At 35.9% G+C, this 16,272-nt stretch carries 12 protein-coding genes; 5 read left to right on the forward strand and 7 right to left on the reverse strand.

Features of this window, described 5'->3' with window-relative positions; translation table 11 throughout:
* The first annotated feature begins 22 nt into the window (after positions 1-22).
* Positions 23-3,892, forward strand: a complete 3,870-nt coding sequence (locus M9897_09995; GenBank protein MCO5269214.1) for a choice-of-anchor L domain-containing protein — start codon at positions 23-25, stop codon at positions 3,890-3,892.
* A gap of 130 nt (positions 3,893-4,022) precedes the next feature.
* On the forward strand, positions 4,023-7,469 hold the full coding sequence (locus tag M9897_10000) for a gliding motility-associated C-terminal domain-containing protein (protein MCO5269215.1): 3,447 nt from the start codon (positions 4,023-4,025) through the stop codon (positions 7,467-7,469).
* A gap of 96 nt (positions 7,470-7,565) precedes the next feature.
* Here the strand turns inward: M9897_10000 and M9897_10005 are convergent, their stop codons facing one another.
* The 4 genes from M9897_10005 to M9897_10020 are packed head-to-tail and all read right to left on the reverse strand — an operon-like array spanning position 7,566 to position 11,303.
* Entirely contained in the window at positions 7,566-8,924 is a 1,359-nt protein-coding gene (locus M9897_10005) for an aldehyde dehydrogenase family protein (GenBank protein ID MCO5269216.1), read from the reverse strand.
* Between the two features lie 31 nt (positions 8,925-8,955).
* The gene (locus tag M9897_10010) at positions 8,956-9,849 is read right to left on the reverse strand and encodes an alpha/beta hydrolase (protein MCO5269217.1); all 894 of its coding nucleotides are present in this window, start codon (positions 9,847-9,849) and stop codon (positions 8,956-8,958) included.
* The gene (locus M9897_10015) at positions 9,846-10,577 is read right to left on the reverse strand and encodes a hypothetical protein (protein MCO5269218.1); all 732 of its coding nucleotides are present in this window, start codon (positions 10,575-10,577) and stop codon (positions 9,846-9,848) included. The genes M9897_10010 and M9897_10015 overlap by 4 nt, the downstream gene beginning before the upstream one ends.
* Before the next feature lie 18 nt (positions 10,578-10,595).
* A complete protein-coding gene (locus M9897_10020) occupies positions 10,596-11,303 on the reverse strand; it encodes a hypothetical protein (protein MCO5269219.1) in 708 nt (235 codons plus the stop codon).
* 515 nt (positions 11,304-11,818) lie between these two features.
* Between M9897_10020 and M9897_10025 the strand changes: the two genes are divergently transcribed.
* The 3 genes from M9897_10025 to M9897_10035 all read left to right on the forward strand — a co-directional run bounded on the left by M9897_10025 (position 11,819) and on the right by M9897_10035 (position 13,835).
* Positions 11,819-12,094 carry a hypothetical protein gene (locus M9897_10025; protein MCO5269220.1) on the forward strand — a complete coding sequence of 92 codons (276 nt, stop codon included), beginning with the start codon at positions 11,819-11,821 and terminating at the stop codon, positions 12,092-12,094.
* Positions 12,070-12,351: a Txe/YoeB family addiction module toxin gene (locus M9897_10030; GenBank protein MCO5269221.1), complete on the forward strand. Its 282-nt coding sequence runs from the start codon at positions 12,070-12,072 to the stop codon at positions 12,349-12,351. Before M9897_10025 ends, M9897_10030 begins: the two co-directional genes overlap by 25 nt.
* 209 nt (positions 12,352-12,560) lie before the next feature.
* On the forward strand, positions 12,561-13,835 hold the full coding sequence (locus M9897_10035) for an integrase core domain-containing protein (protein ID MCO5269222.1): 1,275 nt from the start codon (positions 12,561-12,563) through the stop codon (positions 13,833-13,835).
* Positions 13,836-14,504: 669 nt separating this feature from the next.
* Here the strand turns inward: M9897_10035 and M9897_10040 are convergent.
* From M9897_10040 to M9897_10050, 3 genes are all read right to left on the reverse strand, one after another.
* Complete coding sequence (locus M9897_10040; protein MCO5269223.1) at positions 14,505-14,732, reverse strand: hypothetical protein; 228 nt, start codon at positions 14,730-14,732, stop codon at positions 14,505-14,507.
* A gap of 330 nt (positions 14,733-15,062) precedes the next feature.
* A complete protein-coding gene (locus M9897_10045; protein MCO5269224.1) occupies positions 15,063-15,479 on the reverse strand; it encodes a hypothetical protein in 417 nt (138 codons plus the stop codon).
* Between the two features lie 257 nt (positions 15,480-15,736).
* Entirely contained in the window at positions 15,737-16,243 is a 507-nt protein-coding gene (locus M9897_10050) for a hypothetical protein (protein MCO5269225.1), read from the reverse strand.
* Positions 16,244-16,272 lie beyond the last annotated feature (29 nt).

The following is a 16,272-nucleotide window of genomic DNA, read 5'->3' on the forward strand; positions in this document are numbered from 1 at the left end:
TTAAGAATATATTACTAAAACCATGAGAAAAACTATAAACTATTACATTATACTTATTTTATTTTGTATAAGCACACTCACACATGGACAAACCATTACTCTCACTAACACTTCTCCAACTAACGCTATTCAAAATGTATTGCTAGGAGGGGGATTAACTGCTACCAATGTCACTTATAATGGTTCTGCACCAAACGCTAATATAAATCAAGATCCGGTTAAAATATTTGATGCTACTAGTACATCTTTTCCTATGAGCAATGGAGTCTTAATACGTACAAAGAATGCCCCATCTATCAATGATCCAGATTTAGTTGCTATTGGAGGGGACCCAACAAATGGAGTTATCATAGAATTTGATTTTATTCCTACGGGAGCCACACTAACATTTAATTATATTTTTGGTTCTTCAGAGTATAATCTTTATACTTGCTCAGACTTTAATGATGTATTTGGATTCTTCTTATCTGGACCTGGTATTTCTGGCCCTTATTCTAATAATGCCATTAACTTAGCTGTTGTTCCTGGTTCTCCCAATATTCCTGTTGGAATTAATACAGTTAACTCTGGTAATGCTGGATGGAACGATCCGAACTACTGTTCAAATATGGATCCAAATTGGCAAGCAAATTCAGTTTATTTTACGACTGCTTATAATACTCTCTTTACCAATTCTCAAATTGTTGGTGAATTACTTTTCGGCATGCCTATTTTAGATGATTTGAATGGATGTACTGTTGTCCTACCAGCAAATGCACCCTTACAATGTAATCAAACCTATCATATTAAAATTGCTATTTGTAATTCAGTTGATACCGGTATGGATTCTGCCGTATTCCTACAAGCTGATTCTTTTGAATCTGATCCAGATGATGTTCAAGTAAATCCTGCCGCTTCTACAATTTGTACAGGTGGATCGGTTAACTTGACTGCTAGTAGTGGTAGTGGAAATTACGACTGGTCACAATCTCCTAATGCAGCTGACATTTCCCCGCAAACAGGTGCTAATGTTACAGTTACTCCACCAGCAACACCTGGTACATACATGTATGTTGTCACGGATGTAAATAGCTGTGGATATGTATCAAAAGATACTGCCTATGTTACTGTACAAAGTTGTCAATCTTGTCTAATTAACAACTTCGAAGCAAACATCGCTGCTTGCGATGGTCCAACCAATACATTCACTATATCAGGTATAGTGGAATTTACGGATGCTCCAACAACAGGACAACTTATTGTGTCTGATTGTAACGGTCACCAACAAACATTCAACGCACCATTTACTAGTCCAATCAGTTATTCTATCTCTGGAATTCCCGCAGATGGTGCGAACTGTAGCATCACCGCTCAATTTTCTGCTGATCCTACTTGTACATCAACTATTTCCTATACCAATCCTTCCGATTGTTCTTGTATTGTTAATATCGGAACCTTTGATATTAACTTAATTGGTGATGGCCAACAAAATTATAAGCTTTGCTATGGAGATATCTTAACCATTGATCCTAATGGTGGATTTGTTCCTTCGGCAGATTTAGGAGGAGATCCTATGCTGCCTGCTGTATATCTTCCGGGTGTTGGTTATATGGTATATTCTTGTCCTCCAACTGTCTTTCCTCCTGCTGATTTGCTTACAGATCCATGTTTTGTGGGGTGGGTTGCTTCCAGTGGCGGAAATGCCGGAGACCCTGGAATCTTTATTCCAAACCAAAATGGTACACCACCTAATTTTGGTACTCCTTTTACTAATAACACACTTTATATAGTTCCTATTACCATGTATGATACCTTAAATGGATGGTATTCATACACAAACAGTGGAGATAACTGTTACGATATGGGAGCTGCTATTGCTATTCAATATTTGCCACAAGTGATTAGCTCTAACCCGGTTGAAGATTGTGCCGCTGGTACTTTCTCTGTTTCTGTTTCTGGTGGATTACCTCAAATAGACGGCTCAAACTTCACAGCAAGCAACTTATTACCAGCAACAGCATCATTTAGTACAGCTACTTGTGCTAATGGAGGAACAATTACCGTAACTGGACTACAAAATGGGGATATGTATAGTTTTGAAATAACAGATGATAACGGATGCCCTATTACCATTTCAGGTGGACCTTTTGTAGGTGGGCCAACAGCAGATGCTGGTTCTGATGCAACTGCAGCATGTGGAGTGATGACATATACATTAGCAGGAAGCATGAGCGCTGGAGCAACAGGTACGTGGACTGGACCAAGTGGGGTAACATTTAGCAACGCTAGTTCTCCAACTTCTACAATAACGGCATCGGCAGCAGGAACATACACATTAACCTGGACAGTATCAAACGGCTCTGGTTGTAATACGGTAAAAACGGTAACGATTACTTTTATTGAAAACCCAACATATACGACTAACAATACAGGTTCTACTTGTGGTAATTCGGATGGTAGTTTAGTAATTACTGCAAGTAGTGGCGTGGCTCCCTACACATATTCTATTGATAATGGTAGCTCTTCACAAGGGAATGGAACTTTCTCCAATCTAGCTGCAGGGATATACAATATTTTAGTAACTGATGCTAATGGTTGTTCAGCCTCTGGTACAGAATCTATTAGTAATAGCAATGGTCCTGTAATAAATAGTGTTACACCCACTAATCCTTCATGTTTTGGTATGTGTGATGGTAATATTACTGCAAACGTATCTAGTGGTGTAGCACCTTACACTTATCAATGGACGACAAATGGAAATCCAACTGGTTCCAATAGTGACAACATTTCAGGGTTATGTGCTGGAACATACAACTTAAAGGTAACTGATGTAAACGGATGTGATGTATCCTACAACGATATTGTACTTACACAACCAGCGGATATCAATCCTTCTTTTGCTCTTACTGATTTTTGTGAAGGTGCAATAAATAGTGCGAGCAATATTGCAACCCCTGGAGGTGTGTTTACTTTTAATCCTTCTGTAAGTGATGGGGCGACTATCAATGCTTCTACAGGAAGTATTTCAAATGGTGTAGGAGGCACTACATATACAGTTGAATACACTGCGACAGTAAACGGATGTTCAAAATCATCTACACAAACTGTAAAAGTAAACGCCAATCCTCAGCCTAATTTTGTTGGAGATGATTTAATGGGATGTGAACCTCACACAGTTACATTTACAAATACGGGTACAGGAAATAATGGGACTTGCACATGGAACTTTGGTGATGGATCAACAGTAAATGACTGCGGCACTACCGTTTCCCATACATATAATTCAGCTGGTACATATAGTGTTTCATTAAATGTTACCTCCGCACAAGGTTGTACCGGTTCCTTCTCTATTGCAGACTATATTTCAGTTACCCAACGACCTATAGCTGATTTTTCAGCAACACCAATGGTTACAAACATAACCGAAACAGAAATTACATTCACTAATCACAGCATTGGTGCAACAGATTATATATGGGATTTTGGTGATGCATCTCCCTACACTTTCGATATAAATGCTGTTCATACATATCCAGAAGTCCCTGCAAATTATACGGTAACCTTAATTGCATCCAATGGGCAAGATTGTGCTGATACTGCTCGTTTAGTTATAATTATTCGTGACGAATTGATTTACTACGTACCAAACACATTTACACCAGATGCAGATGGATTTAACGATGAATTCAAACCAATATTCACCAGTGGTTTTGACCCACAAGTTTATACTTTATCGATTTATGATAGATGGGGAGAAATTCTGTTTGAATCACATAATGCTGAAGTAGGATGGAATGGTACTTATGGTGGAAAAGTTGTAAGAGATGGGACTTATATTTGGAAAATTGAATTCAAGGAAACCATGTCCGACCAACATCATACAGAGGTAGGACATGTGAATGTTTTAAGGTAATTATCTGACTATCATACAAATATTAAACTATTAAACAAGCTTCTTTTGAAGCTTATTTTTTTTTATACAGAAATGAGATGTAGTAGATAAATTATTTTTGTACTTTTGACGTGTTAAACACAGCTATATTATGAACTATAAAATAAAACTATTTTATATTACCTTATTGGTAATTATACCCATTCATATATTTTCTCAAAACCTAGTTGTAAATCCTAGTTTTGAAATTACAAATACAAATTGTAGCCAAATGGGAGGAGAATCTTTCCGTCAAGATTTGGATCCTAGTTGGGATAATGCAAACTCTAATATTCCAGGAGACAGTTGTAGTTCTTCCGACTTATTCTCTGCTTGTAACGTGATTCCAATACTCAATACTCCTGCCCCCACTCACATGCCAAATTCTGTATTAGGTTGGCAAATGTCACGAACAGGAACGCGACACGCTGGTATTATTCTTTATGATGCTCCTTTTGGAATATCAAGTAATTATAGAGAATATCTACAAGGGCATACAACAAGTCCATTAGTAGCTGGTCAAACTTATTGTGTATCTTTTTATATCAGTCTAGCAAATGAGGTCGCTTATGCTACAGAAAATATTGGCGTATATTTTACCAACACCCATTATTTACGAGATGCTTGTGCTCAAGGCTCTCGTATTAATGTCACTCCCCAACTGACAAATACTTGTGGTATCATAACTGATACGATGGGCTGGAAGAGATTACAATGGGACTATACTGCAACAGGAGGAGAACAGTATTTCATTATTGGAAATTTTGACAATGATGCGAATACTAACCAAATAACTTTTGGATCAGGTCAAAGTGCCTTCATGAATCCATACGCCTATTATTATATAGATGATGTTAGTATTATAGAAAACTCATGCTGTTATGCCGAAATTAATCCTGCTCCGTCTCCATGTGTTAATGATGCACCATTTAATTTATCTGCTGGTTCTAATACACAATGTGCCAATACTATAATTGGGACATGGAGTGGACCTGGAATTACAAATGCTACATTAGGAACATTTGACCCCAGTGTTGCGGGTGAAGGAACACATTCTATTTCGTTTACACTTGATTGTGGATATATTGCCAAAATCGATATTACAGTTAAGGCTTGTAACTTAAATGTATGCGAGGATAATGGTCAGTTGACTGTTTCAGGTGGGACTGGACCTTATACCTGGAGTGAATGGGTTTCTGGGTCAACGATTCCTATTACAGACCAAGCATCATGTGTACAATGCGGTGGAACTTGGACATTTGGAACTTGTTTAGGCGGAGGCCTTCCTCCTATGCCTATAACATCTTGCTCTACCCCTCCTGGTTATGATGTTTTTGCTACTGGAACAACAGTAACACCACCAAGCAATCTACCAATCATTGTAGTAGATGCTTTAGGTGATACACTCACAATAAATTCATTGGCAGGTATTCCTCAATGTACAGGCTGTAACACAAATAATGCTACCGTTGCTAATATCACTGAATCATCCTGTAATAGCCCAATCAATTTATCAAATGCGGTATCAAATGCAAGCGGATTTACAATTACATACTACGGCACACAAGCAGATGCTAACAATGCCACAAATGCTATTTCTTCAAGTGTTTCAACTCCTGGTACCTATTGGGTAAGAATAGAAGATCCAAATGATCCTACTTGTTTTAGTGTTCAACAAATCCAAGTTACTATATCTACACTAACCCATACTTCCTCATTTACAGATGAAAATTGTAATGCAGGAGATGGTTCTATCACTCTTACTGCTTCAGGTGGAGTTTCTCCTTATCAATATTCTATAGATGGTGGAAACACGCTACAAAGTAATGGTGGTTTTCAAAATCTAGGAGCTGGGACTTATTCAGTATATATTGTAGATTCTAAAGGATGTGAAAGTACAGAAACAATAACTATTAGTAATATAGGAGGACCTGTAATTGATAATGTAATTACGACTAATCCATCTTGTAATGGCATGTGTGATGGTGAAATTGAAATCACAGTTTCAGGTGGAAACCCTCCTTACACCTATATATGGAAAGACGGTAATGGGAATGTTGTAGGAGGAAATACTTCTACGCTATCTAATATATGTGATGGCAATTATTCCGTAGAAGTAATTAATGCTGGAGGCGGAAGTGGAGGAACTGGTACAACTACCTCTCTATTCTATGAAGATTTTAACTCTGGAGCAACTAACTGGAATCTCAATGTTTCGTTAGCACCAGAAGGATCAGACGCAAATTTCTTCACCGTAAGTGATGCAGAAGGCGGTGTTTCACCTGGTGGTTGTGGTGTTGCTAATAACGGAGACGCTACACTTCATATAACCAGTGTATTTATGCCTAATGGGGGTGCTGCATATGATGCGGGCGGTTTATGTGGAATTCTATTCTGCCCTGAAACACATCGTAGAGCTGAATCTCCACTAATTAATACGGTTGGATACACTGGACTCTCACTAAACTTTGATTACATAGCTAATGGTGCTATACCGAACGATCAGGCTACCGTTTGGTATAATGATGGTAATGGCTGGACGCAGCTAGGTAACGCTCTTAATTCAGGGACATGCCCTAACACTCAAGGTTTATGGTCTGCTTATTCACAAGCATTACCTGTCTCTTGTGAAAACATCAACAACCTTCAAATTGCTATTCGCTGGGATAACAATGATGATGGTGTGGGAACAGATCCATCTGTAGCTATTAATAATTTAGAAATTATCTCTTCAACTGGAGGTGGAGGAGCTCCATGTAGCGCTAGTCAGACTTTTACTTTGACTACCAATACACCCGACGCTTCTTTTACAGGATTGAATAACGATTACTGTAAGAGTGATACAAGCATCATATTAGTTCCAACGCAAGCCAACGGTACTTTCTCAGGTCCAGGAGTAAATGGCAATACATTTAATCCTCAGATTGCTGGTAATGGAACCCATACGATTACTTATATTGTTTCATACGGTGCAAATTGCGCTGATACAGTAACAAAAACCGTAATTATTTCAGGGCCAAACGTATCATTCACTGCAGACCCAACACAAACTGATCTAGATAATACAGTCATTAATTTTACAAACACATCTACGGATGCTGTAAATTATATCTGGGATTTTGGCGATACAACTTCAAATGAATTTACCACCAATGCGACCCATACTTATTCTGACTCAGAGTCTGGAACTTACACCGTAACATTGGTAGGATATGATGCAAATGGTTGTATGGATATTGCTCAACTTGTAATCACCATCCTAGAGCCAGAATCTCGTTTTGATGTTCCAAATGTTTTCACTCCAAACGGAGATAATGACAATGATTTCTTCAAATTAATTTATGCAGAAAACATTAAAAGTTTAAACATATTTATTGTAAACAGATGGAATAATACAGTATTTGAAAGTGATGAAGTTCAATTTGCTTGGAATGGAAAGGTAAACAATGTGGGTGCAGATTGTAGTGAAGGAGTCTATTTTTATGTTATAAAAGTCACCTCCTTTAGTGGAAATGAGATTGAAAGAAATGGATATATTCATTTGGTAAGAGGGAAATAGTTTGTCCCATATTCATTCCTTTAAAAACTCACTGGACACTTAACTAGAATTATCAGGTTTTTAACCGCGAAGGATACTATGCTTTGCGGTTAGAAACTATCTAACCAATAATTTCCCCTCTAAATAATCCATCATCGCGTAGCGAACCCCTTCCCTACCAAATCCTGAAGCTTTAATTCCTCCATAAGGCATATCATCTACTCTAAAAGTTGTGGATTTATTATGGATTACAGCTCCTACTTTCAATTCGTTAAATGTTTTATCGCGAATCGATATACTATTCGTAAAAATAGCCGCCTGTAAGCCCCAATCTGAATCATTCACTTGTGTAATAGCTTCATCAATTTGGGAATATTTCTCGATGACTACTACAGGACCAAAAACTTCTTCATCTCTTACCTTTTGTCCCTTAGCAACATGGGTCAAAATAGTTGGCGGATAAAATGCTCCTTCCCGTTTACCTTCTAACAAACTTTTTGCCCCAGCTTGAATCGCTTCGTTTACCCAAGACTCGATACGAATAGCATTATCTTCATTAATTAGCACACCAAATTCTGTAGTTTCATTCTTAGGATCACCAATATTTAATGCTTGCACCTTCTGTATATATTTTTGAGTGAATGAATCAAACAATGAAGCATGTACGTAAATACGTTGCGTATGAATACACACCTGTCCCGAATAGGCAAAACCTCCTACTAACAACTCCTCAATTGCCAAATCCAACTCGGCATCTTGGTGAACAATGGCAGCTGCATTTCCTCCTAGTTCCAACACTACTTGCTTTCTACCTGCTGCAGCTTTAATATCCCATCCGACTTTCGCAGAACCTGTAAATGAAACTAGCTGTATATCCTTATTTTGTACTAAGGTTTGTGTCACTTCATTCTTACAGTGCAATACTTGAAAAGCTCCTTGAGGTAATTTCGTTTTAGCTATTATTTTCGCAAGTAATTCAGCCGTTAAAGGAGTTTTCTCGGAAGGTTTAAGAATAATTGGACAAGCTGTAGCTATAGCGGGTGCTACTTTATGAGCTACCAAATTAAGAGGAAAATTAAAAGGAGAAATTCCAAGAACCACTCCTTTAGGGAAATATACATATTCTCCTTTCAATCCTTTTCCTTTAGCTGTTGCGTCTAAATCAAATAATTCATGTGGTAAACGTTTACTCTCTTCCGAAGCAATAGTAAATGTTTGTATCGCTCTAAGTACTTCGCCTTTCGCGTATTTATATGGTTTCCCACTTTCTTTAACAATGGTATTTACAAAATCATCAAAATGAACAGTTATTCCATCCACTATGTCTTTCAAAATTTCAGCACGTTCCCCTGAAGTTAAATTAGCACAGATAGGTTGAGCTTTTACAGCATTTGCTACTATTACATCTGCTTCTTTCTGAGAAGACAAAGAGATTTCTCCTACTTCTTTTTGGGTGTATGGATTATAAATTTTCATAAGCGAAAGTTATGAAAATGCCTATCCAAAATCAATCTTTTGTTATAAAATCTTGAATCTTTTGCTTATAGTTGTTCAAACCCATAAAGGTTGGCACTGTGGTATGATTAGCACCTGCTACCTCACTACTTTGCTTCCAGCTATGCGTATGGTTTTTATAAACAATTCTTCCATGAGTTTCTATGGACAAAAAGTCATCATCAATTCCATGTAACCAATAGAGTGGCACTTCACATTTCTTCATTTGTTCTGCGTTCTCAATTTTCAAATCTACAAAGAAAGACGAAGGCATGGTTAATGCGGAGCCATCTTGTACCATCACAGCTGAACTAGCAAAAGGAGCTTCTAATATCACCTTACTTGGCTGTAGTACAAACGATTTGTCTCCTACCGATTTAGAAGCTGGCGCACTTCCCATAGAATAACCATATATAATTAAACGATCATTTGTTAAACCATTATTTTTCAGCCATTTCATAGCCCCATTTGTTGCCTCATACATATTATCTTCTGTGGGTTTTCCTTGCGACATTCCATAACCTGGATAATCAAACATCAATACCCCATAACGACCAAAACCTCCAACATAACTTAGCAACTTCTGACGAGGCCAATAATGATCCATGTGGTCTTTATTACCGTGGCAATATAGAATAATGGTATCTGTTTGAATTTGTGCAATATCACCTACATAAATTGCGTACATTTTCAAATTCTCTCCTTTATCATTAATAGTATAACTAAATAAGTGAATCTTGTTTGAGGGAACATAATAGCTTTGCGGTAAATCTAAAGCTAATTCACCTCCATACTCATCTAATTTATAGGAAGTTAATTCACTATTATTAAACAGAAAACTATCTAATCGCTTTCTACATCCAGTTATTACAACTACTATAATTATTAAAAATAATATCTTTTTCATCGCTTAAATCTATACATAAATCCTAAATACACACCCGTTGCTCCCGTTTTTCCCGTGATACTTTTATACTCAACAACAATATCTTTATTGGAAGTAAAAGGAGCAATCAATCTCAACTCCAATTTAAACGTCCAACGTTTCCAATTCAAATCATGACCAATATCAAAAGATGGGATTACTATATTTTTCTGTTTTTCACCATGTGCTTTAATTCGCCCTAATTCATACCAAGTAGAGAAACCAACATAAAACAAATTAGCCCTTTTAGAACCATTGGTGAGTAATTCATCCTGTGTTTGCTGTTTAAAATTATATTTTAAATAATAATGCGCATTTAGTTGAGGCCAGAATTTAAAGCTCTTTGTTTCATATACATCTAAAGCGGTATTAAAACCCAACATACCTGAAAAGCCGTGTTTTTCATCTTTACTTTTCCAAAAGCCATAGGTAGCTCCTAGATCAATTTGAGCAATTCCAAAAACTGAGGCGGTAGAATACCAACTACCATGGAGCGTTAAATCATTTGTAATTCCTCGTCCATACATAATAGAAGTAAAAGGAAGAGGTGCTGTAATAGAACCTGGTATTTTAATTAAAGGTCCTCCCAACTCAACCGCAATGGCATTCTCATTTTTTCGAAGCGGCTCAACTAATTTAGAAGAACCACAAGACGAAAAAATCAATCCCAATACAAAAAGAATGATTACGTTATATTTTTTATTTTTCATAGTTCAAAGTGCTAATATTTATTTTTCACAAGGTAATTTAGAATCCCAGTAAAAATCTTTAAAGGTAATTCGGTATTTATAAATGATGGTTTCTGCATCAACATGTAAGGTATCATTTTGAGTAAATGATACACGGAGAGAAGCTTTTGTTAACATCAAATTACTATGAGAAAAATCTACCTTTCCTGTTTTTCTTAAGTCATTTAAAATATGATTTGGGTAAGTATCTGCCAAACCGCTTGCCTTACACATTGTATATTCAGAATTATCAATATATACCAAAGAAGAATCAGAAGGGAAATGCACCATCTTTCCCCATCCCTTAAGTTGTTTGTATGCGGATGCTTTCTCTCCTTCTTTTAATGGGTGAACAATGCTTATGTAACTATCCTCATATAAAGAAAACTGTACTCTCTTACGGGTATTTCCATCAGTTAGTTCTAGCACATATGCCTTAGGATATACCGTAGGTTTTTTTACACTTTCACTAAAAAGGATTTTACCGTGAGTGATTATATCAGAAATATTTTCACCCGATATACCCATAGCATTTAGCGCATCGAGTTGATCCTCCGGAAAAACAATCACTTTACCTAAGATGTCTTCTTTGATTCTATGGCCTGGAAGCCAAGAACATGCCCTATCACCAAAAACGACTAAAACGAAGATAGTTCCTAAAACTAAACCAATTGAGAAATAGCGGAATTTTGCCCAGAATTTTTTCATATTCTAAATATTAGGGCAAAGATAGTGTTTTTAAAAAGTAAATAGTACGTTAACTCATTGTGCATTTACAAAAAATTATGGAATCGTATGGCAACTATCCGTAGGGACGTATGACAACCCTTTAGTTTCATACTCCCCCTTTGGAGGGGGCTGGGGGGAGGAGGACTAGGCTACTCAAAAAAGTATCGGAAAATTATTCTTTCCTTACTTTTTTCTTGTCAAAAAAGTAGCAAAAAGACAAGACAAAAAAATGCTACCTCCCCGCTCTGGCAAATGCCCGTAGGGACGTACGGCCGTACGTATCTACGGGTATTTACCGTACGACCCATACGGGCATTTGCCATTCACGCGCGCTGCTTCCCGCTTTTTTGTCTGGCCTGCACGCTTTGAGATGGCTTTTCATGAGGAGATTGGGGAACTTTAATAAAATTATAACTCTTATTTTATAAATAACTAATAAACAACTCTTTCTATCTCATACTTCATTGGATTGAAGGCTTTTATTTACTTTCACCTTGCAAAAACAACTTTTCTCAACGAAATACGTTATCTTTGAAGAAACAATAGGGATTATGGAGACGATTACATTAAAAATCAATACAAACAGTAAAGCAGGAAAAGCTTTAAAGGCAATGCTTGAAATATTTTCTAAACAACCTGGAGTAGAAATAGTGGAAGAAAAAAGTCCTTATAACCCTGAATTCATAAAAAAAATACAGCACGCAGAAAAAAGAGGCGATTACAAAGAAATTAATCCAGACGATATATGGGGAAGTTTAGGGTTAAAGTAGAAAAATTAGCTGAAAATGATATTAAAAAACATTTAAAGTCTGGTAATAAATCTTCTATCAAGAAGATCGAAACCTTTCTCCTTGAACTTTCAGAACATCCATATACAGGAGCTGGACAACCCGAACCACTTAAATATGAATTACAAGGAAAATGGGCGCGTAGGATTAATTCAAAAGATAGATTAATTTATAAAGTAGATGAAAAAGTAGGTACTGTTTTCGTAATTTCTGCTATGGGTCATTATTTAGATAAATAACTCGACGTACTTTAAACTGACCTTCAACAAACGATAATCCCAAAGTAACGCATACATTTAAAGCTTAGTTTTACCAATTCCGTCTTCAAACTTTAGTTACCTCAAAAAACAAGCTATATACAATTTACTACTGAGTAAAATACATTTACTTCAAACAATAAACCTATATTTGAAGCCTTAATGTGTTGAAAACATAAAAAGCTACTACTATGAAACGAAAGAAATATGATTCTTTCCTGATTTGGCTGTACAACCAAAATAAAGAGTACTTAATTCCTGAAAATATTAGAAAAAACATTCCTTATTCAACCATATCTACATGGAGAAATTTAGACTACTCCTGCTATGTGGGTCATCAAATAAGCGCGATACAAAAAGAAGCCATCGAACAGTTTGAAGTTTTTCAAGAATATCAAAAATTGAAGTTTATTGTTTTAAATATAATTCGTGTATGGAAAAAAACATCTAACTATTTTTTACCCATTATCAAAGAAAATAAAAAAATGAGATCGCTTATGATTGATTCAATGCAACTCCTATTTACCGCGATACCAAAAAAAATAGTACTCGATATTTATAAAATTTCTCCAACTACCTTTTATGCTTGGCTAACAAGCGAAAAGGTAAATTGCGGTATCTCTCCACTAAGTCTCTGTTTTAAAAGACATCCCTTCCAACTTGCTAAAAAAGAAGTAGAAACGATAAAAAATCTATTTAGAAATCCATCCTTTATTTGCTTGCCTGCTTCTTCTATTTATTATTATGCATTAAGGAATAATATGCTCTCGATTTCTTTAAGCACATTCTATAAATATGCTAACTTACTTGGATTGAAAAGAAAATTTAAGAAAATCGATATCGAAAACTATCATCCACTAAAAACATCAAAACCAAACGAGGTAATTCATATCGACACTACATTTTGGGAATTAACTATCGGAATAAAAGCTGCAATTATTTTAATTTGTGATAATTTCTCAAAAATGATCATAGGGTGGAATATTGATTTACGAAAAAATGGAGAAAATGCTAAAAAAGCATTAAAAAAAGCCTGGGAAACAATACGTTATTATCATCCTCATCTTAAAAGGACAACCCTGATTACCGATGGCGGTGCAGAAAACAACAATCTCATTATCCAAAACTTTATTGAAAAATCTAAAATGCCTGAACTCAATAAACTCTTGGCGTTAAAAGATGTAAGGTTTTCTAACTCCACGATTGAAGCAGTTAATAAAATAATAAAAAGATACCTTAGAGTAAAAAGACCTACAAATTTAATAGAATTAAATCAGTGCTTAAAAGACATTATTTATGATTATAATGCCGTACGACCACACACCTCTTTAAATGGATGTACTCCTCTTGAGGTATATACACAACAAAAAATAAATCTCGATTTTTCTAAACAAAAAGCAAACGCGAAGAAAATAAGAATTGCACAAAATAAAGAGATTAACTGCTGTATTGACTATGAACTCTAACCTACCTCCCTGTAAATCGAAGTCAAATGAATTACTTAAATAACTCCTGAAAACTATAACCGTGGAGCATCTTGTTTCCATTCACTAAAATAGAAAGCCAGCAAAAGAACTCATTCTATCTTGCCATTGTAGTTACATAATGAAACTCTTAAAAGCCTTAGACTTTTTATTTTGTAAAAGACTATCAAACAACTCATTATATCTTATACTTCGTTGTAACGAAGGTTTTTATTCGCTTTTACTTCCCGTTGGTCAGTGAGCTTCGCTTTGCTACGGTTGTCTCGGAAGTAGCGGGTGAGCTTTGCTTTGCTTCGGTTGTCTCAGGAATTGCCTGTCAAAACATAAAAAAATCCGTACAACAATGCACGGGTGGGTAAATATTTTTTTGAAGGCTATTTGGTTAGTTTTTTCTTTACTCGTTTGGAAGGAACAAAATACATGACTTGTAACTCTTCCTTTTGCAAATCGATTCTAAAGAAAATTGTATGTTTCTCAATGATGAAGCGTTGTAAGTTTTTGGAGTTCCGGTAGTGTACTTTTTGTGAGAAGTGTTTTTTGTTAATTTGTATTTCCTTTAATTCCCCATTTATTCGATCAATAATACTTTTTGCATGTTCAATATCTTTCAGATTTTTTGATTTAAAAACAAAATAACTAATTACAGCTTTTTCAAAGGACAGGCTTGGCTTTAACCTTAGTGGTTTTGTTGTACTCTTTAATAATTTCATTTTTAAGATGTTTGCAATAATTATCGGTTTCTAATAAATAAGGATGTACTTCCTTTTTAGAATAAACCTTGCTCGGTTCTGATTTCACAACTTCAGCACCGATTTTTTTTATAAAAGCATTAATTTGCTTTAATTGTTCTGGCGTTGCCTGTATTCTTATTGTTCTCATGACGTTCCCTATTATTGATTTTGATAAATATAAACAAATCTTTCTACAAAGATAACGTATTTCACTTTAAAAAGTTGTGTAAAAAGTCAAAACTGGTAACTATTAGTAATAATTGGCAAGAAGAGTAGTCTATTTCATTTCCAACATTCATCCAGGGCTTCGTTTAGATAACCTGCACCGCTTAGGTTGTTAATCATTTTAGAACCAAACAAAACCAAAACAAAACCAACAGGCTTCACATTCCCTTTGTCAATTTTAATATCAGTGCCGTTGACGGTTTAAAGGTTTTAGAACTTGGTAATATTTCAGAAATAACCGTTTGTTTATACTTCATTTTACCATCTTTTCACTCTCGTTTTCACTGCTATCACTTGTTTTTAAGCTGTTAACAAAACTGTACGCAGTGTTTTCAATCTGTTTGCCATCCAGCGGTGCACCAAATGGAGAGTAGTCAAATACATGGGAAATACCAGTTTGATAACTCGTTATCGTTCCGTTATCCTCTAGCGGATATTTGATGTCATTAATCACCGTTTGCACGTTCCCTCTGTGGTCTGAAAGCTCATAGTTTCTATTTCCTAAAATACCGTAGCTTGGTAATAAACTAGGGTTTTGCATATTTACTGCCTCTTTCGTTGCTCCAAGTCTGGAACTTCCATAGATGTTCCACACCAAAAACTCTTTTTGATAGGGTTTTCCCATCGGAGAAAAAGTATCGAGTATGTGATTTTGAAGTGTGCGTTTCATAATCGAAAGATACAAATTTTAATTTATTTCCTTACTTTTTTCTTGTCAAAAAAGTAGGCAAAAAGACAAGACAAAAAAATGCTGCCTCCCCGCTCTGGCAAATACCCGTAGAGACGTACGGCCGTACGTCTCTACGGGCATTTACCGTACGTCCCACGGGCATTTGCCATTCACGCGCGCTGCTTCCCGCTTTTTTGTCTGGCTGACGCGCTTTGGGTTGGCTTTTCAAGAGGAGATTGGGGAATGTTGATAAAATCTTATTCGCTTGGGACTCGGAGGTAGAGAACCCATTTACAGGGTTTTATATATTTCTCAATTTCAGCTTCTTCAGTTTCTATATCGGATGTTGTCCGTTTGCAAATATTCGTATATAGAAATTTTCCTACCTGCTCTCCTTTGCTATAATATTTATTTTCCCAATTTGCATACACGATATATTCCTTTCCCTTCTCAAACCTAAAGCCACAATCCCCGTTACCTATCCCTGTTATAATAACAACTTCCTGTTCATGATGTTTTTTCTTCCCTTTGTAAATACTTTGTACTTTGAATTTGTATTTCGTGTTGTAAACGTAACGGTCTCCAAATAGTGTATCAATTACAAAAGTAGAATCCTCTATAACCGTCCCCCGAAAAACAAAATCAGATGACTTTAGTTCTTGTTTAGTAGTTGCTTTACCAATACAGCTACAAGCATAGGAACTATTCCAAATAAAAAGGGAACAGTACACTAAGAAAAGTATATTTATTATATTATTCTTCATCTTTTTACTTCTTTGATTTTAATCTTTTG

The organism is Brumimicrobium sp. (assembly GCA_023957385.1).
Taxonomy (GTDB): domain Bacteria; phylum Bacteroidota; class Bacteroidia; order Flavobacteriales_D; family Crocinitomicaceae; genus Brumimicrobium.

Coding starts and splice junctions, on each gene's coding strand:
- M9897_10005 (MCO5269216.1), bottom strand. CDS start 8,924: ATGAAAATTTATAATCCATACACCCAAAAAGAAGTAGGAGAAATCTCT.
- M9897_10000 (MCO5269215.1), top strand. CDS start 4,023: ATGAACTATAAAATAAAACTATTTTATATTACCTTATTGGTAATTATA.
- M9897_10050 (MCO5269225.1), bottom strand. CDS start 16,243: ATGAAGAATAATATAATAAATATACTTTTCTTAGTGTACTGTTCCCTT.
- M9897_10010 (MCO5269217.1), bottom strand. CDS start 9,849: ATGAAAAAGATATTATTTTTAATAATTATAGTAGTTGTAATAACTGGA.
- M9897_10015 (MCO5269218.1), bottom strand. CDS start 10,577: ATGAAAAATAAAAAATATAACGTAATCATTCTTTTTGTATTGGGATTG.
- M9897_09995 (MCO5269214.1), top strand. CDS start 23: ATGAGAAAAACTATAAACTATTACATTATACTTATTTTATTTTGTATA.
- M9897_10030 (MCO5269221.1), top strand. CDS start 12,070: ATGGGGAAGTTTAGGGTTAAAGTAGAAAAATTAGCTGAAAATGATATT.
- M9897_10040 (MCO5269223.1), bottom strand. CDS start 14,732: ATGAGAACAATAAGAATACAGGCAACGCCAGAACAATTAAAGCAAATT.
- M9897_10045 (MCO5269224.1), bottom strand. CDS start 15,479: ATGAAACGCACACTTCAAAATCACATACTCGATACTTTTTCTCCGATG.
- M9897_10020 (MCO5269219.1), bottom strand. CDS start 11,303: ATGAAAAAATTCTGGGCAAAATTCCGCTATTTCTCAATTGGTTTAGTT.
- M9897_10035 (MCO5269222.1), top strand. CDS start 12,561: ATGAAACGAAAGAAATATGATTCTTTCCTGATTTGGCTGTACAACCAA.